Below are 25,734 nucleotides of genomic sequence, written 5' to 3' on the forward strand. Positions count from 1 at the left end.
ATTATGCCCTCGATTGAGAAGATGGAAAAGGCAGCGGTTGATTTGAATCGGCAAGCAGAAGTTTATTTAGCCGAAGGAAAGTTGAATGAGGCAGTTGCTGCTTGCGAGTCAGCGTTGAAAATTGAACCGAATTTGGCGGCAGCGTGCCAGACGCTGGGAAAGGTGATGCAGGTTCGAGGTGAAATCGAGCAAGCTAAGCAGTGGTATGAATCGGCGATCGATCGCAATCCAAATTTGCCGGAAGTTTATGCTAATCTCGGCATTTTGTATTCTCAGGGGAAACAGTGGGAAAAGGCGATCGCAAATTGTGAAAAAGCGATTTCGCTAGCGCCGAATTTTGCTGCTGTTTACCGGCTGTTGGCGAGAATTTGGACGCAGTTGGAGAAGCCAGAAGAGGCGGCAGACTGCTGGTATCAAGCTTTCAATATCGAGCCAAATTGGGCAACTGCGGACGAGCACGTTACCCTGGGAAATAGTTTTGTTGAATTGGGAAAGTTCGATCGCGCTATTGAATATTATTCGCGAGCCATTAAGTTAAACCCGAATCTGGCAACAGCTTATCACAATTTGGGGGAAATGCTGGTTGGTCAGAAGCGGTGGGATGAGGCGATCGCCAATTACCGACAAGCCATTGAAATTAATCCAGATTCTTTTGAATCTTACCACAGTTTGGGTAAAACTTGGGCGGAGCGAGGAGAATGCGATCGGGCGATCGCCTGTTACCGCAAAAGCCTCGAACTCAATCCCAATTATGCTCGTGCTTACCTTAGCTTGGGCAATATTTTTATGCAAAAGCGCGAGTTTGATGCAGCAATTAAATGTTACCGTCAGACTCTTGAATTTAATGATAATTCCTACTGGGCATACAATTGCTTAGGGGACGCTTTGGCTCAAAAACAACTGTGGCAGGAAGCTATTAGTTGCTACCGCAAAGCTATTGAAATAAATCCAAATATTCCTTGGTTTTATGTCAATTTGGGAGTTGCCTTCACCTGCGAAAAATCCTGGGATGAAGCTGTTAGCGCTTACCTGCACGCGGTTCAGCTTGAGCCGAATTTGACGGGAATTAATCAGCGGTTGGGATATGTTTTGCGGAAGCGCAGCGAATCGGGTTTAGAAAGCACAATCGCAACTTATTGTCAAGCTATTGAGGTACTTGCAAGCGGGAAAATTTACCACAAATTGCTGGGAATTGAGTTAGATGGAGCAGAGTTTTATATAAATTTAGGCAATAGTTTAGCGAAACAGAAGCAGCTTGAAGGTGCGATAGTATTTTATAGCATGGCACTGCAAATTGAACCCAATGCTGCGGAAGTTGTGGCCAAACTGGATGAGGTTCGGGCGAAACAACAGGAGTTATACGCACAAATTGCCGCTTACCGTCACCAAATTGATCTCGATCCGAGCAATTCTAAGGCTTACAACGATTTAGGAAATATTTTACCGCAATTAGGGGAATTAGAAGAAGCAATTATTTGCCACCAAAAAGCGGGCGAATTGAGGGGTTGGCCTGAGTGTGCGGCGAAAGATTATCAATTTACCCAAGATTGGTTTACCCACAATATTCCTATTTGGCAACGGCATTTGCAGGAATTTACCGGAAGTGCGGATTTTCAAGTTGTGGAAATCGGCAGTTTTCAGGGAATGTCGGCTTGCTGGCTGTTGGATAATATTTTAACTCATCCGACGGCAAAGATTACTTGTATTGATTTGTATTTTCAAGAACATTTTAAGGGCAATATTGTTAAAACGGGAGCCGCAGATCGGGTAATTGAATTAGAAGGTTACTCTCAAGATTTGTTAGTGAATTTGACTTCGGAATATTACGATGTTGCTTACATTGACGGCTGTCACAAACCTACCAGTGCTCTGCAAGATGCGATTTTATCTTGGAGGTTGGTGAAAGTTGGGGGATTGATGATTTTTGACGATTACGAGTTTACCTTTCCCGACAGCCCGGAGCAAGATACTAAAATAGGGATAGATGTTTTTTTGGAGATGTTTGGAAGTCAGTTAGAAGTTGTACATAAAGGCTATCAACTGATTGTCAAAAAAATGGGCCATCAAAGTTTGGGCGAAGAGCAAACTCTGTTGTCTCTGGGTTGGGAAAAGTTGGGGGATATTGCGGCAAATGTGGGTTATTTAGATGAGGCGAGCGATCGCTATCAAACAGCTATTAAAATTAAGTCGGGCAACTACTTAACTTACCACAAGTTGGGTAAAACTCTGCAAAAGAAAGAACTGTTTGACGAAGCTCGGGTCGCTTACCAACGGGCGATCGCACTAAACCCTAATTTTAGTTGGTCTTACCACTTTTTGGGGGAGACTTTGCAGGCAATTGAGGAACACAGCGAAGTCGCTGCTGCTTACCGCAAAGCTATTGAGTTAAATCCCGATTTTTGTTGGACTTACAACAATTTAGGCGATGTGTTGATGGAGCTTTCTGAGTGGGAGGAAGCTGCTGTTGCTTACCGCAAGTTAGTTGAACTGAATCCCGATTTTTGTTGGTCTTACGAGAGATTAGGTAAGGCTTTGGTTGCACTGGAAAACTGGGAAGAAGCGGCGGCGGCTTACCGCAAAGCTATTGAATTAAATCCGGATGATTGTTGGTTGTACAACAGTTTGGGGGAAGTTCTGGAATTACAAGAAAATTGGCCCGAAGCAGCAGCGGCTTTTGATCGTGCTATTGAGCTAGAAGCTGAGCATAGTTGGCTGTACAAAAAGTTGGGCGATGCACTGCGGAATCAAGGGGAATTGGAAAGGGCGATCGCCATTTATGAAAAAGGTATCAATCTCGAACCAAAATCTTGTTGGTGTTACGAAGGATTGGGTTTGAGTTTAATTGCAAAACAGCAGTGGGAACCGGCCATCACTAATTTAGTCCAAGCACTGCAAATTCAACCCGATTTGTTTGAAGCTTACGATAATATAGGGTATGCTCTGGAACAACAAGGAGAAGTCGATGAGAGCGATCGGGCAAAATGCAGTAATCAAAATTTACCCTTAAGTATTCTCGAAAAATACTGTGGGTTTACAGAAGATTTGACCGTTGCAGCAGAATCTAATCCTAACCTCACCTGCATTGACATCCATCCTGCGAGTCAAATCAATTTATCTAATTCCAAAACAATCGACAGCAGCCGCAGATTTTGGGAACATCAAAGTCATTCCAGAAAAGCTTTTGTTGCCGTATTGCCAAACGGACGAGCTTGGGCAGATGTTGTGACTAGCGCCGTCATTACTTCAGACAATAAACTTGTTGCTGATATTTCAATGGGTTGTGCTGAATTGGTAATCACTTCCGACAAATTGCCTCCCGCTGAACACGTCGATGGAAATGTGGCTTTTTTATCTGCTCGCTGGGGTGGAGCCGCTTATTTTCATTGGATGTTTGATGTGATTACGCGATTTGACCTTTTACAGCGGAGCGGATTGATAGAAACTATAGATAAGTTTGTTGTCAATGCCAGGGATTCTTCCTATCAAGCAGAAACTTTAGAGACTTTAGGAATTCCTCAAGATAAACTTTTAGAAAGTCGCTGCAGTTTACACATTACAGCAGATAAATTAATAGTTCCGTCAATATCTTATAACGGGTCGGGAGCTGTTTCAAAATGGAAGTGTGAATATCTCAAACAGACATTTTTAAAAGAACAAAAGCCACTAAATACAGACTATTCAGAGCGAATTTATATCAGCCGCCAACACGCATCCTATCGGCGGATAGTCAACGATGAAGAGGTAATTAAATACTTAGAAAAATGTGGGTTCCGCAGTGTCAAGCTGGAAACGATGTCGATAGCGGAACAAGCATCGTGTTTGGCTGCTGCTAAAGTAGTTGTCGCACCCCACGGAGGGGGGTTGACAAATCTAGTTTTTTGCAGTCCGGGAACTAAGGTGATTGAGATTTTTTCTCCCCTTTACGTTCCCTATTGTTATTGGATGATTAGCAATTTGTGCAGTTTGGAACATTACTATTTAATTGGTGATTTGGTTGATGATGAAACTCCGACAAAACCTTTACATAAAAATATGCGGTTGGATGTGAACTCGCTGGAAAAATTACTGACTATTGCAGGAGTTTTGCATGTATAATGACTACCACTATTTTGGTAATTCCCTGCAAGAAAGCGGTCGGTTTGATGAGGCTGTTGCTGCTTACAAAAAAGCTATTGAATTAACTCCTAATTTTTCTTGGTCTTATCACAGTTTGGGCGATGTTTTGCTGAAACTTGGAAAATGGGAGGAAGCTGTTGCTGCTTACAAAAAAGCTGTTGAGTTAAATCCTGATTTTTCCTGGTCTTATCACAATTTGGGCGATGCTTTGCTGAAACTTCGGCAATGGGAAGAGGCTGCTGTTGCTTACCGCTGTGAGATTGCGCTCAACTCGGATTTTGCTTGGTCTTTTTGCAATTTAGGCGACGCTTTAACTAAACTCAAACAGTGGGATGAAGCTATCGCCGCGTATTTAAAAGCTGTTGAAATTGACGGAGATTTGCCGGGAATTTACGAGAAGTTGGGATACGCTCTCGGACAAACAGAGTCTGATTTAAACTTAGTGTTAGAACAATCTCAATTGCAAATTACACCGGAAAATTGGGAGTGTTATTTGCAGTTAGGAGAGAATTTAGCCAAGTACGATCGCCCCAAAAGCGCAATTATTCTTTACAAATCGTTGTTGACAAATATGCCGAGTTATGCAGAAAAATCAGCGAAATTAGAGGAGTTGTTGCAGCAGCAAGAAAAGTTCGTTAGCGAAGCCCTCGAAGAGGATCGCGCATTAGCCTCATCTCGCGCAACTGTCGCTCAAAAACCAGATGATTGCTGGTCTTATTACAATTTAGGTGCTGTTTTGAGCAACCAAAAATATTGGGAGGAAGCGGCGGCGGCATTTTTTCAAGCAATAGAAATAAATCCCGATCTTCCTTGGTGGTTTTATTACAATTTGTGGGAAGTTTTTGTGAGGCAAAACAAGCTAGATGAAGTTGAGAACTTGTGTCGCGAAGTTGTTGCAGCTAAACCGGAGGCTTTTTGGCCTTATCTGAATTTGGGGGAAGCTTTGACGAGGCAAGGTAAAATTGCCGAGGCGATTGATTTTTATCGAACTGTCAGTTACAAAGAAAGTTTGGCATCTATTATCAGTAAGAGAACAGGCAAGATGCCTGTTCCACAAGCAGATACAGGCAAGATGCCTGTTCCACAAGCAGATACAGGCAAGATGCCTGTTCCACAAAATTGGAACTTAAAACCAGTCCAAGTTCCTAACTTTATAATTATTGGTTCTCAGCGGTGCGGCACGACTTCTCTGTATACTTATTTAGCTCAACACCCGCAAATTTTGACTCCGATTAAAAAGGAGATGGATTTTTTCTCGTGGCACTTTGACAGAGGGATTGATTGGTATTTGGCTCATTTTCCGCCAATGCCTCCGGGAGAGCAATTTTTGACTGGTGAAGCAAGTCCGAGCTATTTTGACTATCGGGAAGCACCGGAACGGCTCTACAGCCAGTTTCCAGAAGCTAAACTGATTGTACTTTTGCGAAATCCGGTCGATCGGGCGATTTCTCAATTCTACCGCTTGACTGGCTTAAATTGGGAAGCGCGATCGCTCGATCGAGTAATTAGCGATGAAATTGAACGGTTGAATCAAAATCCAGAATACATCATCGGCGAGGAACCGGGGAATTATTTAGCTCGCGGTAGGTACATAGAATTTATAAAAAACTGGCGGGCTTTCTTTCCCCCAGAACAGTTGTTAATTTTGAAAAGCGAAGATTTTTATTCACGTGCGGAGACCTCTGTCAAGCAAGTTTTAGAATTCTTAGATTTGCCGGAATATCAATTGTCTGAATACCAAAATGCTAATCCTGGTTCTTATCAGCGGGTAAATGAATCGGTTCGCGACAGGTTGAGCGATTATTTCCGACATTACAATCAGGAATTAGAGGAATATTTGGGGAGGCAGTTTGATTGGGAATAAAGTTGAGCTAAGATTAGAACAACTTGTAAGGAGGTAATACCGATGCTGACGAGCGAGCTAGATACGCTACTTAAGGAACAAGCACTCCAACGCCAAGATCCTGAAGATCGCTACATTACCGATAGCGCCAACTGGGAACAATACGAGACACTGCTGAATCGGATTGGAGATACAGCGGGGTATCGAGTTACTTATTTAGATGGAGTTTTGGAAATTATGTCGCCTTCTCGCCGCCATGAAAGTCGCAAAACTGGCATTGGAAATCTGCTAGAAATTTACTTTGTAGAAGCTGAAATAGAATATTTTCCTTTTGGGTATACAACTCTGCGACAAGAGGAAAAAAGTGGCGGTACGGAACCGGATGAAGCTTACTGTATTGGCACAGATAAAGAATTTCCAGATTGGGTAATTGAAGTGATTGTTACCAGTGGCAGCATCAATAAACTAGAACTGTATAGAAGGTTGAATGTACGAGAGGTTTGGTTCTGGCGAAATGACCGATTTTCTATCCACCATTTGCGAGAAGAAATTCCGGTTGAATTCGTGTCCAACTGCGGTTATGAATTAATTACACAAAGCGAATTGCTACCGGGAATTGATATCGATATGTTGAGAGAATGTGTAAAAAATCCTCACCCGTTAGCAGCAGCAAAGGAATGGAGACAGAATTGCCGACCTACTTAAACAGCAAGTTTTAAATCTGCTAGCTGTCGCAAAGACAATGAACTGAGCTCAGCTCGCGCGCGCCGCGAGATTGATTCGGACTATCGTCGCAAAGACAATGAACTGAGCTCACGCGCGCGCCCAAGTCCGAGAAAAAAACCCGCCTCCCCTTGACAAGTCATACTCGTTATGAGTACGCTAAACTAAGCAAAGGAATTGAACCCAAGTACCCAAGAATTTAAAATCATGCTGACGAACCAAGAAGGTCAAAGAGTACCCAAAGTCACCTTTCGCACTCGCAAAGACAACGAGTGGGTGGATGTCACCACCGATGATATATTTGCAGGCAAAACCGTAGCAGTGTTTTCGCTGCCGGGAGCTTTTACTCCCACTTGTTCGTCAACGCACCTCCCCGGTTACAACGAATTGGCGAAAGTTTTCAAAGAAAACGGCGTAGATGAAATCGTTTGCATTTCCGTCAATGACACCTTTGTGATGAACGAGTGGGCAAAAGACCAAGAAGCAGACAATGTGACGTTAATTCCCGACGGTAACGGCGAATTTACTCAAGGCATGGGAATGCTGGTAGACAAAACAGATTTAGGCTTTGGGAAGCGGTCTTGGCGTTATTCGATGCTGGTAAAAGATGGCTTAGTTGACAAAATGTTTATTGAGCCTGATGAACCGGGCGACCCTTTCAAAGTGTCCGATGCCGAGACGATGCTCAACTACATCAACTCCGCAGCAACTAAGCCGAAGGTAGTTTCGCTGTTTACAAAAATGGGCTGTCCCTTCTGCGCTAAGGCTAAGGGAATGCTGAGTCAAAAGGGCTTGGATTATGAAGAAATCGTCTTGGGCCGGGATATCACAACTCGATCGCTCCGGGCTATTACTGGGGCTACAACTGTGCCGCAAGTATTTATCGACGGCAAGTTGATCGGTGGTTCCGAAGCCCTAGAGTCTTATTTGGCAGTTGCTTAGTTAAACAACAATACTTAGCCTGCGGGCGCACAGTGCACACCTTACTCGTTGTACGGTGCGTACTTTGCGGCTTTGCCGTATTTGGGGGTATTTAGCCTAATCAAGCTTCGGTGTCAAAAGTTTGATCGGTCTATTGATCCATTCTCGTGCAACAATTACTGGGGAAGTCATATTAAAAACGCAAGAAATGGGAGTGACCGATCGTGGATTTGAGTTTAGTATCGTCAAATATCTTAAATCCCCCAATATTAGCTTTTTTCATGGGAATGCTGGCAATTTTTCTCAAATCTGATTTAGAAATTCCAGCCCCCATCCCCAAACTGTTTTCGCTGTACCTGCTGTTTGCGATCGGATTTAAAGGCGGCGTCGAACTGTCCAAAAGCGGAATTGACCAGCAAGTTGCCCTGACAATTGCGGCCGCGATGCTGATGTCAATGCTAGTACCCATTTATACTTTTTTCATACTGAGGATAAAACTCGACGCCTACAATGCAGCGGCGATCGCAGCCACCTACGGTTCCATCAGCGCCGTCACATTTATCACCGCAACCTCCTTCCTCACAGCACAGGGGATCGACTTTGACGGTTACATGGTAGCCGCGCTAGCATTAATGGAATCCCCAGCAATTATAGTTGGTCTGATTCTAGTCAGTGTATTTGGCGGGGAAGAAGGAAAACGCGAAATAGTTTGGCCAGAAGTGTTGCAAGAAGCATTCCTAAACAGTTCAGTTTTTCTACTGATTGGCAGCCTAATTATGGGCATACTGACAGGAGAACATGGTTGGGAAATTATGAGTCCGTTTACTCAAGACTTGTTTTACGGAGTTCTGACTTTTTTCTTGCTAGACATGGGGCTGGTTGCCGCTAGCAGAATTAAAGATTTGCAAGAAGCAGGAGTTTTTCTGATCGGCTTTGCAATCCTAATTCCCCTAGTCAACGCAGTAATTGCTTTGGTAATAGCCAAATTAATCGGAATGCCGCAGGGAGACACTTTGCTGTTTGCCGTATTGTGCGCGAGTGCTTCTTATATAGCAGTACCAGCAGCCATGCGCCTAACTGTTCCCGAAGCGAATCCAAGCCTTTACATTTCAACTGCCTTAGCAGTGACATTTCCCTTTAATATCATTGTAGGCATTCCCCTGTATCTATACGGAATCAATATGTTTTGGAGGTGAGATGATGGAGTCAGTCAAAAGAGTAGAAATCATAGCTCACTCAGTGGAGCTCGGCAAGATTTTAGACGGTTTAGACAAAGCTGGGGTACCAGGTTATTCGGTGATTCGTGATGTCGCTGGAAAAAGCACTAGGGATCACGTTTCTCGTGGTTCATCAATGACGGCGCTGGATAACATTTATGTGCTTGCTTTTTGTTCACCAGCTCAAGTTTCAGCAGTTGCAGAAAACATTAGACCCGTGCTCAATAAATTTGGTGGGTCGTGTTTTATTTCAGATGCGGTGGAATTGCTAATTACTAGGTGCGTCGGGTAGTCATTAGTCCTTAGTGATTATACCAATTCGGAAAATTTGAGCTACACATAGATTCTACGCCATATGTTTAGGGACACGGCAATGCCGTGTCCTTGAGCGGATATGCGACTTTCATCCTAGGCTTTAGTTCCGACAATCGCCACTGGTGAGAATCCCAATCCGTTTCGCCTTTTGGATAAGTTTTTTATTATTACTTTAGCCTGATTAAAAAAAGCGATTTTGAAAATATTTTCTGTCTATTATAGCACTTTTACAAGTTTATACTCATCAGCCATTAGCCATTAGTCAGGGGTCTTTTCAGGATTAATTGCCCTTCCCAGCCGGGGCCTAATTCAGAATTCTTAAGAGATAGAAAAGAATCAGTTGCCAAAATCCGTTAGCGTGGTAAATTCTAAGCCACCACAGACGATCGCCCGATCGACTAGCGAGATTTTCAAGAGGAGTTTAAACATGGCTGCATTAAAAGTTGGCATCAACGGATTTGGTCGCATCGGACGGCTAGTCATGCGTGCCGGCATCAAAAACCCCAACATCCAATTTGTCGGCATTAACGACTTAGTTTCGCCAGAAAACCTGGCTTATCTTTTCAAATACGACTCCACCCACGGCATTTACGACGGCGAAGTTGAAAGCAAACCAGACGGGATTGTCGTTGACGGAAATTTTATCCCCTGTACAGCGATTAGAAATCCTGCCGAATTGCCCTGGGGTAAATCCGGCGCAGATTATGTTGTAGAATCTACCGGATTGTTTACAGATTTTGAAGGCGCATCAAAACACTTGACGGCGGGAGCAAAACGAGTAATACTTTCAGCACCGACAAAAGACCCGGAAAAAGTTCCCACTTTTCTAGTAGGCGTCAATCACCACAAATTTGACCCGGCAAAAGATACGGTTGTTTCTAATGCTAGCTGTACGACGAATTGTTTAGCACCAATTGCCAAAGTTATCAACGATAACTTCGGATTGGAAGAAGGTTTAATGACTACAGTTCACGCAATGACAGCTACTCAACCAACTGTAGACGGCCCCAGCCAAAAAGATTGGCGGGGAGGACGCGGTGCGGCTCAAAATATTATTCCATCTTCGACCGGTGCAGCGAAAGCTGTTACTTTGGTGTTGCCAGAATTGAAAGGAAAATTGACGGGAATGGCTTTGCGCGTGCCAACTCCCGACGTGTCTGTAGTTGACCTTACTTTCAAAACGGCGAAGGAAACTAGCTATAAAGAAATTTGCGAGGCTATGAAAAAAGCCTCTGAGGGTGAACTCAAAGACATTCTTGGATATACTGAGGATGCGGTAGTTTCGACAGATTTTCAGGGCGACGCGCGATCGAGCATTTTCGATGCTGGTGCGGGAATTGAACTGAATTCTAAGTTTTTCAAAGTGGTTTCCTGGTACGACAACGAGTGGGGTTATTCTAGCCGCGTGATTGACTTAATGCTGTCTATGGCCGAGAAAGACGGAATTTTGAATAATTGATTTTTTGTGAGGTGGCATTTTGGGCGGGCTCGCGTGCCCAACCCCTACTCCCCACACACAAATTCCTATGATTTTTTGTGGAACGGGCATCTTGCCCGTTCCTGATAATGTTATCTAATGTGAGTTAAACTTTTTTTATTTCCGATTCGATCGCACTCATGTCTGAATTACCACCGCTGAATAACGAAACTATTTGGGCTATTCTCAACGAAGAAATCGACGATGCTGCCGTCAACCGATTAGTTTGGCAGTATCTGGGCTACCGCTGCGATGCCGAGACTGGCAAGTGGAACAGTGCAGGTGTTGCAGCCGACTGGCGGCAAGAGTACCCGGAACCGCCGGATTTTATCGATTCTAGGCCGGCGACGGTGAAATTGACTCGATCGACCCCTCCAGAAAACAAGCAGTTGCTGAAGGAAAAATTGGGGTTTAAGGGCTATAAAATTGGGGAATTCGGGCCGAGACAGACTCGCAGGGCGACGATGGCTAATTGGTTGATGGGTTTTATGGAATCTGGGGCGTAACAAGAATTTTGGATGGCTGTGCGGTTGTTGCCGGCGTTAGAGGTGTCAGTGGCAATTCTGGCAGCAGCAACCAAGACTCACTTTTGAGCGCGGCAGTTGACAAAGCCGTATCCCAAATGGTGACTAAACTGGCAGAAGCCTCTAATAAATTAGGTTAGAAATTTTGAAACGTTTTTAGATTGGGAGTTGTTAAATCCCCAATCTAAAATCTAAAAATGTTTCAGCTACTTGACCTGCGATTGTACCAGTTAATATTAGTTTGGTTTAGGAATCTGCATTTTCCTTTATACTAAACTCGATCCAATTTGTTCAACATACTCAAGCATTAACAGTTTAATTAGCATTGGGATTTGAGTCAGAATCAACGCACTTCCCCTTTTGAGTTGGGTTTAAGGCTAGGCTAGAGGCTACTTTAGAAACCGCAGCTTGTTCTTGAATCCATCCAATTTCCCCCGGTTGCAGCTTGGCGCTTTCTACTTCGACTGTTGGCTTAACTGCCGGGGAAGGCGAGGGTGTTGCCACAGCGGGAGATGGATTTAGTGCGGGTTTTGAAACTGTAGAAAAATCTTTATTTGACTCGGGTTTGGGAGAGTTCGATCGCACTATTTCAGGAATCGAACAAACTTTCAATTCCAGCCAATTGCCTTGAGGCGTAAGCTGTTTGTTTGTCACCTGCAAAACGCTGCCGGCTGGGACTGTTCCTTTGACAGTCAACTCACCGATTGCGCCTCGCAAATCCAAGCGCTCGCCCTCTTTTCCCAATTCCCCAGCCGCAGAACTTTTAATCTCTATAAACGAGCCTGGTTCTAAAGATTTGACCGGAGAAGCTACAGGTTCAACATTTTTCTCCGGCGAGCTTCCAGCATTAATTAAGCCGCCTTTCCCGAAAATCGACTCCCCGGCAGTATCGATCGCCCGACCCACCGGAGGGATGAAAAAATAAGCAAATACACCCCCCAAGCCTAATAAAAATAAAATTTTTAGCAGCAGCGAAAATGGGCTTTTGCTTTTTTCCGGCTGTAACAACTGCGTTTTTGCTGGAGAATTACCCTCGCCAAGGCTTGTGATATCGGTCAAATCCGTTGGCATATCCTCGCTGTCGGAAATTAGTTCGATCGGCGTATCTAAAGGTGCGACAGACAGTTCTGTCAAAGTATTGCCGTCTTCCCTCAAATGTGCTTGACAGTGAATTAAAGCAACAGTAACGTTATCGTGACCGTTTCTAGTATTAGCAATCTCAATCAGTCGATCGCGCGCCTTAACCAAATTAATAGTACCGTCGAGAATTGGCAAAATCTCCGCTTCCCAACATTCCTCAACCCGGTCTTTATCACTCAAACCGTCGGAACACAGCAGCAAAACGCAGTCTTCATCCACCGGAAAACGCTGCACAGTCGGGTGCAGAGTGTTGGACGAAGTAATCCCCAAAGCTTGAATCAGAGCTCCGGCGGCCACTTGTTCCAAAGCATCCCGGTAGAGAGAGTAGCCCAAACGCACCTCACGGCAAGCCACATTATCATCGAGAGTAACTTGATAGCAGCCGGTGCGGGTAATCCAGTAAGCCCGACTGTCTCCGACGTGGGCGACATAGAGCTCATGAATGTGGGCTAAAGCCATAACTAGCGTAGTTCCCATCCGCTGGCGGCCTTGGCGGTGTTCGCTGTCGTTGCGACTGGCTATCTTGTCGTTAGCAGCACAAGCCGCCCGTTCCAGCTTGGAAGTCAGGCTCAACGGGTCCCAATTAGCCTGATGTAGGGGCATTTGCTGCAACTTGTCGCGCAGCACACCAATCGCTTCTTCCGAAGCGACTTCGCCGCCGTCTTGTCCGCCGATACCGTCGCAGACGATCGCGCAAGCTTCCGCACCCGGGTTTCCTGCGAACACCTTACCACTGGGCGGATAGCAAGCATCTTCGTTGTGAGCCCGGGATCGGCCTACATCCGTGCCCGTGGCAATTTCAACGTGACGATCGTAAAATCGGCCGCACTTTGCCAAAGCTTTATCCAACTGGCCCATCAATTGTTCGCCGTGGCGCACTTGACCGGCAACCATTTGCTGGCAAAGTTGCCTCAAAAAATTAGCAATAGCCGGGTGAGCATCTTCGAGCCACTGCTGCCACAATTTGCCCAACTGCGACAAATGAGGCGGTTTGCGATCGGGCTGCAATTCCAGAAACCGCACCAATTGCCCTTCCACCCGCAGCAGTTCCGGAGTCAGCAGTGTGGAAGCCACGCCCTGAGCGATACACGGCTGCCACAACTGGGCAATTTGCCACAGCCAATTGAGCTGGCGCATCGCTGCGGCTCCTTTCCAGGAATCCGCCAATTCCGGCATTAAAGATTCCGTCACCTTCAAAATCGGCCCGTTTTCCAGTAGCCAGATATCTCCCGATAGCTTGCTCATCTTGGACGATACCAGGCCGTATACTTGAGGTACGTGCAACTGATAGGCAAACAGTCTCAGATAAGGAGTGACAAGACTCGGAATCTCTTCGGGCAGTTCCGGCAAGTGTTCGGGTTGAGTATCGACAAGAAGTCGATCGCGCTTGACCAAGTAGCGACCAGCGATCAGATCGCCTGGCTTACACCCTTTGATCCCTTCACCTAAAGCCCATAAGTAGTGTTTTGCCACAGAGTTTTGCATAAGGGTTCCTGACGCCTTTGGGCAAGCGTGCTGATCTGAACTATTTTAGCGATTGAACCTCGACGGGTTGATACGTGGCGATTATTTGACACCCCCGCTTTCTCAACAGACGGAGATTCTTAAGACTTCGCAGTCCTAATATCCTGATTTTTCAGGTTCCCGGGCTCACCACGTTTCCACTGTTGTGTGCGTAGTGATATCTGCTACACAAAACTTGGCTAAACTTATTTAAGTCTCACCATTCAATCGGGATTGCTCCTGAAGGGTCTGCTTCCTGCTTCACCCAAGGGAGTCGGCTCCTTCTTGTCCACAGGCGTTAATTCGGGTGTAGCCCACCCTAATCGAATTAATTTTAGTTGAAGCTTTTAGCCATGAGTCATCCAATATTTTCAACCAATTTAACGAAACGCGGACTCCCGTTCGACCTTTTTACAGGCTGGTCAGTTTTGACTTGCACGCTCGGTTTACTCTCCCAGATAATTAAGCCTTGGTTTTTGGCATCGCTCTAATTCTACCACCCACAAAGGTTAACCAGTCAAGCTAAGTCTGACTAACTTTAGTAAACTTTTTTGCTATTTAGTCCAACTCCTGACAATATTTTAGGCGTGACTTTCCCCCAGTCTAGGGGTAGGTTTTAATGTCTTGTACTGACACGAACAGTTTACCATTTTGTTGACGGACGGATGAATCTTGCTATGAGCTTTCAGGGTTAGACGATCGCGCGACACCCCCGTCATGGGCTTGAAATCACACTGTTTTCAGCATATTCCTGATAGTGGCCATTTCCGAAGAAATCGCAGCACTCAAGTGAATTGAGATTTTAGACTAACTATAATGGTAGGATGCTGGTACGTAGAAATCACCTGAGCCGGTAGGTATAAATAAATATCAATGCTCGGTTTTCTCGCCAAGGGTGTTCATTGCCTCGTGACCGAGTTTCGCAAGTAAAGTTAAATTTAACCTGGTCCAAAGACGGATAAAAGCCCCCAGATTCATCTGTGGAGTCCATCTAAAGTATAAAATCGACAATCTCACATTTCACATCTACTGATGGACGCAAGCCCCCGACAGGAGTCGGGGAGAGCAAAAACAATTAGATATTTAGTTCAAGCCCCCAGATTCATCTGTGGAATCAATCTAAAATCTAAAATCTAAAATCTAAAATCGACTGACCGGCCTCTGCAAGCTGTTGAGTTTTTAACCATGCACCCACATGATCCCAGCGCCTTTCCCAAGAATTTGCCCGATCCGAAGCGACTGCCTGCTGTTGAAATAGACGAAATACTCACTAGCATTCAACATTCTCACAGTTTCTATTACAAAGTGATGAATCTTGAGGTTTGGGCGCTGGTGGAAACCTTGGATGGGATGTTTCCCGGCGCTTGGGGTCAGTTTATGACCAACCGCCAACTTGCAGTTAAACAGTTTTTGGAACGCGATCGCGTTCCAAGTTCTCCGGTTGATGCTGGGGAGGCGGGGAAGAAGCCCGATGACCGTCGGAAGAAGGAAGAAGCCGGGATTCAGGAGTCAGGAGTCAGAAACAAGCAGGAAGAAGAATAAAAGCAGATTTTCCCCATTCTCCCCATCTCCACCTTTCCTCTGTATCCAAGTCTACATCCCCCTCATATCAAATCCGTTAGCATCTGAATAGTAAATTCGAGTTCACTGTTGACGGTTGACTGTTGACGCCGTGAACAGTCAACCGTCAACAGTCAACATCATTCCGGTGTAACCGGAAATGATATCAATCCCCAAAGCGAGAGACAAAACAGAACCCTCTTTTCCCCCCTACTCCCCTGATTAAGAGGAGTAGGAGGGATCAAAACTCAGCTACAAGCGACATTTATTATGGGTTTCAATCTTAAGTTGACCTAAATGCCGATCGCTCGATCGCCCTTACAGGTGAATTTTGGCATCAACTTGAGGCAATCCCATGCTGTAGTTGACAGCGCGGCCGTTGAGGTTGTAGCTGATTTGGCCTTTTTGGAGGAGCGAGCGCACCAAGTGTTCCAAGTCCGAACCGATACGGCGGAGGTTGTACTCGGTCAAATCTTGGCCCTCGTATGCGTCTACGAGTTGGTCGAATTTGGCCTGTACCTGTTTGATTGACTCCTCATTCCAGTTAAGTTCGTTATCTGGGTCAATATCGAGCGTCAAAAGGTCATTGCTGGGTACGAGTTCGTCATCTTCGAGGATAGCGGTGTATATGCGAATATGGCGGGTTGTTGACTTGAGCTGCATGACTTCTTATGTGTAAAGATTTTTTGCTGAATTAATTGTAATGGCACAGAGATGCGCGGGGAGGGTGGGCGATCGTCAATTTCTCGGAATCCCGAAATTTTTTAGTTGTTCAGCCGTCCAATTTTTGTAATATTCAGTTTTCTCTAAAGAATCGGAAGCTGGCTTCAGCTTAGAATTTACTTGAACAGTGAAGCCCGGATAGGGCATCCTCCTAGTATGAAGCCCGTCAATATTAAAATCTTCTTCGGGATGGATGTGAAAAGCCAGCAAGCCTAGCTCGGAAATCTGATTATTCAATTTGTCTATCAATTCTTTAGTTTCTGGCGCAGTAATTGCTGTTTTTTCGGGATTAATTACTACCATGATTTCCAATTCCGAATTGTAAAATTCATAAATTGATTTCATGATGGCAGAATCGCGATCGAACTCAGTCAGCGCTGAAAACCGCTCTATTTTGAATAAAATTTGATTAGCCAAGCGTGCCTTTTTAGCGAAGGGACAAATCGGTAAATCGCTGAAAACTGGATGCGGTAACTCGACAAACTCGGTCATCCATCTGAGGGTAGATTCTATAATTTCCGTGTCAGATTCATTCATCGACAATCTATGTATTTGATCTTTAATACTAATCATAATCTATTTCTAGGGCGATGCACACCCCACTATTGGTATCCATTTTAGACTGAAACCCATAATAAATGTCCCTTCTATCAAAGTCTCGATCCCCCTAAATCCCCCTTAAGAAGGGGGACTTTGAGTGCTTCCGGTTCCCCCCTTTTTTAAGGGGGCTAGGGGGGATCTCCGGGTCAAGAAAACACGCCCTACTCCTGCCATTTCTAAGGACTCAATTCGTTACTACAAAGATTAATTCATTCGTGAATTGTCCCATCTGGCATAATTGCGCCTGCGAGTTTTGCATTTGCCATATTTGCTCCAACCCAGTTAGCATCTTTCAAGTTAGCTTTTTCTAGATTTGCATAACTCAAATTTGCTCCGCACAGGTTTGCTGAAGTTAAGTTTGCTCCACTCAAGTTAGCATGGTAAAAGCTAACTCCAGACAGGTTTAAGCCACTCAAGTTTTGACCGCTCAGATTAGCTTGAACAAGACTAGAGCCGATCAAACTTACCACTTTCAAATTTACATTTTTTAGGTTAGCTCCATCAAGGTTTACTGCAACTAAACTTACCCCATTAAGCTTAACCCCCCTTAGATCAGCATAGGATAGGTTAACTTTAGTTACTTTGGCTTGACTTAAATCTGCTCCTATCAAATTAGCGCTATTTAAGATTGCCTGAGTGAGGTTGGCACTACTTAAATTGGCTGTAGTCAGGTTCGCACTATTCAATTGTGTCTCGCTCAATTTTGCTTGACTTAAATTCGCTTGAATCAGTCTTGCATAATTCAAATTTGCCTTAGTTAAGTTAGCGCCACTCAAGTTAGCTTGAATTAAATCGGCTTGTTGCAGATTTGTGGATTTCAAATTTGCTCCTTGCAGGTTAGCCCCTATCAAGTTTACCTTAACTAGGTTGGCATTACTCAGGTTGGCATTACTCAGGTTGGCTTGACTTAAACTAATAGGATATTCCAGAGTTTTTCCGCTCAAGTCTACTCCGGCTAAGTTAATCCCTGTAAAATCTCGTTCTCCCTCTTGGTACCGCTGCAAAAATTCCTCAGCAGCGATCGCTGGTTCCAGATTTTCTAGTGCAGAATCATCTATTTTTTCCTCTTCCTGAGATTGCACAGTATCCGCATTCACAGGAGTAGCAGCCCGCTGTTCTACCGCGTCTTTAGATACTGGAATCGGTGTCTCCCCGATCGCCTCTTCGCGCAATAACCGATCTACCCGATCGCTAAACCGCCTCACAACCTCAGCATCATCAACCTTCTCACCAGCATTCGAGCTTTTCTCAACCGCATTCTCAACATAATACTTGTCTACAAAACTTTGCAACCCAGCATTATATCCCTGTCCTACCGCCTGAAACCTCCATTCGCCATTCTTCTTATACAAACGTCCAAATTCTAAAGCCGTTTCTTGGGAAAATATCTGATTTAAATTGTACCGAACCAATTCGCTAAGAGTTTCTCGGTTGTAAAGCCTGATAAAAGCATTTGTAACTTGACTAAAACTTTGATTTTTTTCCTGTCCCTCGTGAAGAGTCACAATAAACACAATTTCCTGAATCGCCGAATTGATTTTACTCAAATCCACATAAACCGTCTCATCATCTCCGTCTATTTGCCCAGTCGCGCTGTCTCCTGAATGCCGCACCGCACCGTCGGGGGAGGTCAGATTGTTGTAAAATACAAAATAATTTTCATCAGGAATGCGACCGTCCGCCGCTAACATAAAAACAGATGCGTCAATGTCGCAGTTTTGTGCTGTCTGGCTGACTTGCCAACCCAGGGCGATCGCAATTTTACTGAAATCAGGAGTTTCTTTAGAAAGATTGAACCTTTCACCCTTCGTTAATTCGATACTCATATGCGATAATTCCCTTATCTCATAAATGGTATTAATTATCTCATCTATGTTAACCCGATCGCAAATTGGATTTTATCTCGAAGACATCGAAACCCCAATTGGCAGAACCGTAAATTTAACTCTTACCGGACTCATTCTCCTATCTTCGACCAGCTTCATCGCCGAAACTTACCCGATTTCGGAAGCTGTTAGAATTAATTTACAAACTCTCGATACAGCGCTTTTAGTTGTTTTTGTGTTTGAGTATTTATTGCGACTATGGTGTGCCGAAAATCGAGTTAAGTTTATTTTTAGTTTTTTTTCAATTATTGATTTGCTGGCAATATTACCATTTTTGCTGGGATTTGTCAACGTTAGTTTTATCCGCATTTTTCGCTGGTTTAGAATTCTCCGGCTCATCCGTTTTCTGGAATTAAAAATTTCTATTTTCCGCATCAGCAGCGAAGATGGGGTTATTTTTGCTCGGATTTTGTTTACTTTGCTGGCAATAATTTTTGTTTATTCTGGTTTGATTTATCAAGTCGAACATCCGGCAAATCCCGAAAGTTTTGGGACTTTTTTGGATGCGGTTTATTTTTCGGTTGTCACGATGACGACGGTGGGATTTGGGGATGTTACTCCGATTTCGGAATCCGGCCGTTTTCTGACTATTTTGATGATTTTGACGGGAATTGCTCTGATTCCTTGGCAATTGGGGGATTTGATTAAACACTTAGTTAAAAGTGCTAATCACGGAAAAGCTGTTTGTCAAGGTTGCGGTTGGTCTGTACACGATGCTAATGCTAGATTTTGTAAAATGTGCGGCAGTCAATTAGATAATGGTTGACTGTTGACTGCTGACTGTTGACTGTTGACTGTTGAGTGTAGTACAGATAACGGGTAGGGAAACTGCATTGCCGTGTCCTATACTTCATAAATCAGGAATACAGTGTAACTTCTTCTCTCTTCCCTCTTCCTTCTGTAATAATAATTAGGCAACTGGCACATTAAACAAAGGTATGTAGTTGCGCTTCAGCGCTCTTTCCTAAGCTAAGAGCGCTAAAGCGCAACTACATACCTAAATTTAACCCCTATTTGTGACAGTTGGTCTTAGTCCTATTTAAGCTAAGGGTAACAAAATTTCAAATTCAGTGCCTCTGCCTAATTCCGATCGCATTCTGAATGCACCGCCGTGTTTGCCCGTCACTATTTGATAGCTAACTGCTAAACTGGTTTCTTTGAGGGCGCGTTTTTCCGTAGAGAATGATTCTATGATTTTTTTGTACTTGCTAGGTGACATTCCTGGCCCGTTATCTGCTATGCAAATCGAAACCCAGCGAACATGAAGTTTGTCTAAATCCGGCGCAGGTTCGGGACAGCAGACTTGAGTTGTGATTTCAATTTTAGGCTGGCGATCGCACTCTCTGAGTCCTCCACCTTTAAACTCTTTCGCCAATTCTTGACCGACGGCTTCATTAATTAATGTATGAATAGCATTGGTCAAGATATTCATAAATACTTGGTTTAGCTGTCCTGCATAGCACGGTACTGGTGGCAGATAGCCGTAGTTTTTCACTACTTGGATTTCCCTCGTCAAATGACTTTTGAGCAGCAAAAGTATGCTGTCTATGTTGGCGTGCAAGTCGGTGGGTTTGGGATAAATATCGTCGATGTGGCAGAAGTTTTGCAAACTGGTTGCTAACTTGCTCAAACGTTCTGCTCCCGATTTGATGCTGGCAACAGTTCGGAGGAAATCGTTTTGCAAAAAGTCATAGTCGATCTCTTCTTTGAGCCGTGCTATTTCCGGCGGGGGGTCAGTACAGTATGCGTCGTAAACTGAGAGCAACTCCATCAAGTTTTTGCTGTAGTCGCTTACGTAGGTTAAATTGCCCCAAATAAAGCCTACCGGATCTAAAATTTCGTGGGCTACTCCGTTGACTAAACGCCCTAAACTAGCCATTTTTTCGCTTTGAATCATTTGAGTTTGGGCTCTTTCGTAGCGGACTTGAGTTTCGATGCCACGAATTTGCCAGTAGGCGATGTTTAGCGCGTGAGGGTCTAAGAGGCGATAAGATTGGGAGTCTATTTGGACGACGATTGGTTCTGACTGCAATTCGGGCGATCGACGCAGAGCTTGTGGAGCTGCTGCCAAAATTGTTGTACTCTCTGGGACTAATAATATTTCGAGGCGAGCGTAACTGTAGAGAACTTTCAGCGGGAGGTGCAAAAATAGCTCGGGGCCTTGGGGTTTGAGCAAATATTCCAGCAGTTGCCTGCGGGATATCATGCCAGCAAACTCTCCTGCTTCCATCAAGACGACTCCCGGCACTAGGGGATACTGTTCAAATATTTCGGCAACTGCCACAGCCAAGCAGCTCGATTTAACCTGAAAGTCATACAGGGGCAAATCCCAGAGAGTAGACTCTAGCGAAAGGTCTTGATGGCTGCCTTCGGAGACTGAAGGGCTAAGGAGTTTGGAACTGAATTTATTTGCCACTGGAACTTTTAGTTGCCGAAACGCTGGGAAAGTGAAATGAGAACGTACTACTAAGCTAGCCTATCATTTCAGCGCAGGAGCGAACAACCGAGAATATTCTTGAGTTAATCATGTTTTGTGAACTATAGGCAGGAGAATTTCAAATTCAGTGTTCTTGCCTGGTTGCGATCGCAATTTCATTTGGCCGCCGTGCTTTTCTGTGACGATTTGATGGCAGATAGCCAGCCCCATACCGCTGCCTTTGCCTGCTGGTTTAGTGGTAAAAAAGGTGTCAAATATCTGCTGGTGATTTTCTGGAGGAATGCCGGGCCCATTATCGGCAATGCAAATTGCCACCCGCTTGCCGTCTTCGGTTTCTATGACTTTAGTGGTAATTTCGATTTGGGGCTGCCAGTTGTCCGAGCAGTGGGTCTTTATTTCTCGATCGGCGGCGTACTCTGTCAGGGCGTCTAGAGCATTAACTAACAAATTCAAAAACACCTGACTCAACTGACCGGAGTAGCCGCTAACTAGGGGCAGTTCGCCGTAATTTTTAACCACTTCTATGTTGTTTTTAAAGCGGTTTTTCAAAATTAACAGCGTCATCTCCACGCATTCGTGAATGTCTGTCGCGGCTGGTTTTGTCTCGTCCATGTGAGAGAAGTGGTGCAGCCCGTTAACTATTTTTAGCAATTGCGAGGCTCCCAACTCCATCCCTTCTAAGGTAATCGGCAAATCTTCTTGTAAAAAATCAAATTCAATTTCTTTTTTAAGGGCATCAATTCGGGGACAGGGTGCCGAATATTCTTCTTCATAAACCGACATGAGCTGAAGCAAGTGTTCAAAATAGGACAGCAGAAAAGTTAAATTTCCCCAAATACAGTTCAGCGGATTTCTGATTTCGTGAGCTACTTCTGCTACAATCCTCCCCAAACTCGCCATTTTTTCTGTTTGGATGAGTTTGGCTTGGGTTTGTTTGTGGAGTAACTTATTGGTTAATTCGTGAATTCTTGATTGAGCGACCATTAATTGGTGTACGTCTAACAGCTTGTAGGTCTGGGGGGCTATTTCCACTACTACGGGTTCGTAAATTAATTCGGCTGATCTGTAAAGACATTCCTGGGCTGCTTCTACTATTAACTTACTGGCGGGAAGTACGAGTTCCTCTGCCTTGGCAAACTTGTACAGTACCTCTATTGGCCGCTTGAAAAACATTTCTACTCCGTAGCGGCAGTTAACTTTTTCAAAAAATAGACGCCTGGATATCATGCCGACAAAATTACCCTCATTTGTCAACATGACGCCGGGAAGCATGGAATTTTCTTCAAAAGCCTTGGCTACTTCTTTTGCCTGTTGAGTTAATTCAATTTGGCAGTTGGAGAGTGGCAGGTCTAGGAGAGTTGATTCTAAGGAGATGTTCCAAGTACAAAATTCAGGTATATGCAACACTGATAACTCCGAGCTAGTCTCACGCACAGCAAACATAGATGAAACCCCTGTTAAAAATTGTATTCATGAACAACTTAAGTTGCTATTAATTCGTAACGGGTAATTGGTAGCGGGTAGTTGCTAATTTGTGAAATTACAACAGCACCCGATGGGAAAACCCGATCGCACTAGCATTGTGTGCTAAAGATTTTGTTTCTAAATCAATATTAAACGATCTAAGCTTTTGTGGAACTTACGGAGTAGGCGCTTTAAACTTTTTACCATGATATACCTGCGATCGCGTGTTTTCCGAAAATTTTTAATATTTATAACGAATTATTGTGATAAGTTATACCATTTTTCCAGTGATAGAAGGGAATTGGAGAACAGCTCGCGGGTTATCAGTGAATATACGGGCATCCTTCGAGGGTTCGAGGGCCCGGATTAGCCATCGTCCAAGGAGCTGCAGGCTCCAACTGTCAAGACTAGGGCCCAGACCAAAGGAAGTTGGGCCACGGATTCGCTTTCTGCGGATGTAACCGAATGTAACGGATGGAAGGCTTGAGTTATCTAGGAGAGAAGGAAGAAGCAATGTTCCGCAAGGGTTTGTGCAATTAAGAACATCCTAACCGTCGGCCGCGGTTCCTATATCACTACAAAGAAATGCAACTTGAGGCAACTTCCCAACCTCGATGGTCATCAGTTTTTTGCAATCTGCAATCTGCAATCTGTCATCGTCTTAGGGTTCCACCTCCGGCCAGAGGCGTTCTAGCTGATACCGCCAAGCGGCGAGAGTTTTTTCGCTAGACTCTCGCCCTAGTTCCATTTCACCCATCAATCCCTCTGCGTAGAAACGGTCTAAAGTCTGAAGGGTAGTTTCGACAGACTGTCCCTGCATCTTCGCAGCTTTGATGATTTGACGGATGCGGCTTTCTATCAAACCGCCGAAAAAGTCAGACAAACCTCGCTCTTGCAAAGCCAGCACTCTGGCGACGGCGGCCGAGAAATCGGCGGCCGCGAGTGTGGCACAACTGTGCTGAAATACTCCCCACAAAACGTTTTGATGTAAGGCGTAGCGAGTTTCGAGGGTGGTGTCAAAGTTAGCTTCTAGCAGTTTATCAAGAAATGGTTGAGCTTCCTGGGCATCGGCGATCGGCAGCAAAATCCGCAGCCACGTCCCGTCTTCTGAAAGGAGGACTAACAGGCGAAAATTGGGGGTTTCTACTTGCCAAGAAGTGGCAGCAGGCATCTCAACACTGTCACCAAATAAGTCTTTAAGGGTATTGCTAATTTCTTCGGGAGTCATAATGATTTTAGATTTTAGATTTTAGATTTTAGATTTTAGATGAGTCACCAGTCATTAGTCAGCAGTGCGATCTCAAATCTCAAATTGATTTATGGTAGCCAGCGGGGGTGATAGCCGGCAAAGGGAAGTTCTTCTGGCTGTAGTTTTGCGGGAGAACCGTTTGCGGGTACTTCTACTAAGGGTAGCAGCCAGAGGCGGCTGGTGGCGATCGACTGTCCACTATCGTTGCGGGGACTGTCTGCTGCTGAGGGAGTTGCTGCTGTGACTGATTGGTCGAAAATTAATGCCAGCCCGTCGGGAGATAAACTGATTTGGGTATCTAATTGGTTGGGCAAAATCAGCAGCGGTTTGATGGTTCCTACCAAACGAGTCCCCTCTTTTTTGAGGTCGATGGTGGCGATGAAAGGCTGTTCTTTGTAGCTTTCTGTTTTGAGGCGTTGGGCTAACAAACAGTAGAGACGCTGAACTTGGTTGTCTTGGTTTTTGCGGGGGTCGAAATAAACGGCCATAATGCTGCCGGGAATACGCAATATTTCTTGTTCTACACCTTGGTTATCTAAGATGAAAAGCGATCGAGTAAAGTCGCTGTTGTATTTAACATAGGTGGCGGCGGAGTTGTCGCGGGCCATGCCCAATACTTGTTCGTATTTTGGCAAAAATTCTACTGGGTCTGCTTCCGGTTTGAGGGGGACGATCGCTAATCCTTGTTTTTGAGATATTACCATCGATTTGCTATCGGGGCGAATCATAAAATCTCCGCCTTGTTCATTTTCCAAGCGTCGGGGCGGCGCTTTTTCTTCCACAATCCAAGGACTGAAATCGCCGGGATTGCTGCGGTTGACGCGCTGGACAACTATGATTTTTCCGTCGGCTGAGAGGTCGAATTTCAGGTTTTGGTAATCTTTGGAGTCTAAGATTTTGTCGATTCTACCGGCTGGGTATTTTTGTTGAGTTCCTGAGTCCGATTGGGGGTTGAGGCCGGTGGTGACTGTGAATAGTTCTTGATTTAGAGTGCCGCGAGTACGGGCGATTGATCGATCGGTGGCTGAGAATAAAATGCGATCGCTGTCGGGATACGGTTTAAAATCGGTAACGACTAAATCTTTGGGAGTCAGCGGTATCGGTTTTGATTCGCTGCTGGTGAGATTGACTAGCATTAATCTGCTTTCTGTTTCGCCTTGGACACCGATGTAAGCAAAAGCTCGATCGCGGCTGCGAAAGGAACTGCTAAACGGTTGCATTGGCGTTCCTTTATTTTGGTTTTTTTCTCCGAAATACTTATCGGTTGCTCCGGCGAGTTTGACGGTGTAGGTAACGCCGTAGGGTGCTGGATCTTTGAGGGTGTAAGCCATGCGTCTTCCAGCCCAACTAAATTTACCGGGCAGGGGGGGTTCTAGCTTTAAGTTTTCCTCGACGGTGGACTGGTTCATCGGCCGAAAGAATGTGAGGAGAAAGCCGGTATCTTCGGCGCCGATTTGTTTGTTTTCCCAGGTAAATTCTCGCACTCTGGGTGCTGTGCGATCGCCGCTCAGCAGCAGCAGCCCTATTAAGAAGCTCAGCACTAGCATGAGGAAGATGGCCGCGCGGTCGATCGGCTGTTTGAATGGCAGATTAGCGAAGGGTGAAGGATTAATTTTTTTCTTAAAAATACTCACAAATCTTTCTCTCCTACTTTCGGCTGAAAATTAACTGCCAAATTCTCCCTCTTAAATTTTACCGTCTTGGGCGTACTCCCGACCCTCTGAAACGGTTTTTTTTACCAGTGAAAAGGAATGCAACGACGTATGTTGGTAAAAAACTCGGTTTCTGAAAGTGTTGGTACTTTCAGGACTGAATTAAACTCACAAGCTTAAATCCGTGGAGTATGCAGCACTTCCAACAGTATCAACCGAGTGGAGATGTGAAATTATAGATTTTACCTTTTAGGAGGCCTCAGAGCTAAAAATTGCTTGATCGAGAGAGGCTTTGAGGAAAGTAGAGCACCCTACTATTGTGCCAGTTGCGTCCAACACTGTTTGAAATTTTTGATTTTTAATTTAATCTCCAATCTCAAATCG

19 protein-coding genes are annotated in these 25,734 nt (G+C 44.8%); 11 read left to right on the forward strand and 8 right to left on the reverse strand.

Annotated elements, in window-relative coordinates; all coding sequences use genetic code 11:
• The first annotated feature begins 3 nt into the window (after positions 1 to 3).
• From QUA74_RS12480 to QUA74_RS12520, 9 genes are all read left to right on the forward strand, one after another.
• Positions 4 to 4,095, forward strand: a complete 4,092-nt coding sequence (locus QUA74_RS12480) for a tetratricopeptide repeat protein (protein WP_333328891.1) — start codon at positions 4 to 6, stop codon at positions 4,093 to 4,095.
• Complete coding sequence (locus QUA74_RS12485) at positions 4,088 to 5,980, forward strand: tetratricopeptide repeat protein (protein WP_333328894.1); 1,893 nt, start codon at positions 4,088 to 4,090, stop codon at positions 5,978 to 5,980. The genes QUA74_RS12480 and QUA74_RS12485 overlap by 8 nt, the downstream gene beginning before the upstream one ends.
• A gap of 42 nt (positions 5,981 to 6,022) precedes the next feature.
• Positions 6,023 to 6,664 carry a Uma2 family endonuclease gene (locus QUA74_RS12490; protein ID WP_333328897.1) on the forward strand — a complete coding sequence of 214 codons (642 nt, stop codon included), beginning with the start codon at positions 6,023 to 6,025 and terminating at the stop codon, positions 6,662 to 6,664.
• A gap of 225 nt (positions 6,665 to 6,889) precedes the next feature.
• A complete protein-coding gene (locus tag QUA74_RS12495; protein WP_333328900.1) occupies positions 6,890 to 7,624 on the forward strand; it encodes a glutathione peroxidase in 735 nt (244 codons plus the stop codon).
• Between the two features lie 203 nt (positions 7,625 to 7,827).
• Positions 7,828 to 8,799, forward strand: a complete 972-nt coding sequence (locus tag QUA74_RS12500) for a sodium-dependent bicarbonate transport family permease (protein WP_333328903.1) — start codon at positions 7,828 to 7,830, stop codon at positions 8,797 to 8,799.
• Between the two features lies 1 nt (position 8,800).
• On the forward strand, positions 8,801 to 9,112 hold the full coding sequence (locus QUA74_RS12505) for a P-II family nitrogen regulator (protein ID WP_242728729.1): 312 nt from the start codon (positions 8,801 to 8,803) through the stop codon (positions 9,110 to 9,112).
• Between the two features lie 450 nt (positions 9,113 to 9,562).
• Positions 9,563 to 10,594, forward strand: a complete 1,032-nt coding sequence (gap, locus tag QUA74_RS12510) for a type I glyceraldehyde-3-phosphate dehydrogenase (protein ID WP_333328906.1) — start codon at positions 9,563 to 9,565, stop codon at positions 10,592 to 10,594.
• Positions 10,595 to 10,752: 158 nt separating this feature from the next.
• Positions 10,753 to 11,118 (forward strand): DUF1823 family protein, encoded by a 366-nt coding sequence (locus QUA74_RS12515; protein ID WP_333328909.1) that lies wholly within the window; start codon positions 10,753 to 10,755, stop codon positions 11,116 to 11,118.
• Positions 11,119 to 11,126: 8 nt separating this feature from the next.
• Positions 11,127 to 11,276: a hypothetical protein gene (locus QUA74_RS12520; RefSeq protein ID WP_333328912.1), complete on the forward strand. Its 150-nt coding sequence runs from the start codon at positions 11,127 to 11,129 to the stop codon at positions 11,274 to 11,276.
• A gap of 175 nt (positions 11,277 to 11,451) precedes the next feature.
• Here QUA74_RS12520 and QUA74_RS12525 read toward each other — a convergent pair whose 3' ends face one another.
• The gene (locus QUA74_RS12525) at positions 11,452 to 13,761 is read right to left on the reverse strand and encodes a protein phosphatase 2C domain-containing protein (RefSeq protein WP_333328915.1); all 2,310 of its coding nucleotides are present in this window, start codon (positions 13,759 to 13,761) and stop codon (positions 11,452 to 11,454) included.
• Between the two features lie 1,203 nt (positions 13,762 to 14,964).
• Here QUA74_RS12525 and QUA74_RS12530 point away from each other — a divergent pair.
• The gene (locus QUA74_RS12530) at positions 14,965 to 15,321 is read left to right on the forward strand and encodes a hypothetical protein (protein WP_333328917.1); all 357 of its coding nucleotides are present in this window, start codon (positions 14,965 to 14,967) and stop codon (positions 15,319 to 15,321) included.
• A gap of 336 nt (positions 15,322 to 15,657) precedes the next feature.
• Here QUA74_RS12530 and QUA74_RS12535 read toward each other — a convergent pair whose 3' ends face one another.
• The 3 genes from QUA74_RS12535 to QUA74_RS12545 all read right to left on the reverse strand — a co-directional run bounded on the left by QUA74_RS12535 (position 15,658) and on the right by QUA74_RS12545 (position 18,488).
• Positions 15,658 to 16,002 carry an NAD(P)H-quinone oxidoreductase subunit M gene (locus QUA74_RS12535; RefSeq protein WP_333328920.1) on the reverse strand — a complete coding sequence of 115 codons (345 nt, stop codon included), beginning with the start codon at positions 16,000 to 16,002 and terminating at the stop codon, positions 15,658 to 15,660.
• 75 nt (positions 16,003 to 16,077) lie between these two features.
• Positions 16,078 to 16,599, reverse strand: coding sequence for a hypothetical protein (locus tag QUA74_RS12540; RefSeq protein WP_333328923.1), 522 nt, complete (start codon positions 16,597 to 16,599; stop codon positions 16,078 to 16,080).
• 272 nt (positions 16,600 to 16,871) lie between these two features.
• A complete protein-coding gene (locus tag QUA74_RS12545; protein ID WP_333328926.1) occupies positions 16,872 to 18,488 on the reverse strand; it encodes a TerD family protein in 1,617 nt (538 codons plus the stop codon).
• Between the two features lie 25 nt (positions 18,489 to 18,513).
• Between QUA74_RS12545 and QUA74_RS12550 the strand changes: the two genes are divergently transcribed.
• Complete coding sequence (locus QUA74_RS12550; protein WP_333328928.1) at positions 18,514 to 19,314, forward strand: ion transporter; 801 nt, start codon at positions 18,514 to 18,516, stop codon at positions 19,312 to 19,314.
• Positions 19,315 to 19,587: 273 nt separating this feature from the next.
• Here QUA74_RS12550 and QUA74_RS12555 read toward each other — a convergent pair whose 3' ends face one another.
• The 4 genes from QUA74_RS12555 to QUA74_RS12570 form a co-directional block, all read right to left on the reverse strand.
• Positions 19,588 to 20,964: an ATP-binding protein gene (locus QUA74_RS12555; RefSeq protein ID WP_333328931.1), complete on the reverse strand. Its 1,377-nt coding sequence runs from the start codon at positions 20,962 to 20,964 to the stop codon at positions 19,588 to 19,590.
• A gap of 108 nt (positions 20,965 to 21,072) precedes the next feature.
• The gene (locus tag QUA74_RS12560) at positions 21,073 to 22,428 is read right to left on the reverse strand and encodes an ATP-binding protein (protein ID WP_445302144.1); all 1,356 of its coding nucleotides are present in this window, start codon (positions 22,426 to 22,428) and stop codon (positions 21,073 to 21,075) included.
• 682 nt (positions 22,429 to 23,110) lie between these two features.
• Complete coding sequence (locus tag QUA74_RS12565) at positions 23,111 to 23,677, reverse strand: hypothetical protein (protein WP_333328937.1); 567 nt, start codon at positions 23,675 to 23,677, stop codon at positions 23,111 to 23,113.
• 89 nt (positions 23,678 to 23,766) lie between these two features.
• On the reverse strand, positions 23,767 to 25,332 hold the full coding sequence (locus QUA74_RS12570; RefSeq protein WP_333328939.1) for a hypothetical protein: 1,566 nt from the start codon (positions 25,330 to 25,332) through the stop codon (positions 23,767 to 23,769).
• Positions 25,333 to 25,734: the final 402 nt, after the last annotated feature.

The organism is Microcoleus sp. LAD1_D3, assembly GCF_036702135.1.
Lineage (GTDB): Bacteria > Cyanobacteriota > Cyanobacteriia > Cyanobacteriales > Microcoleaceae > Microcoleus.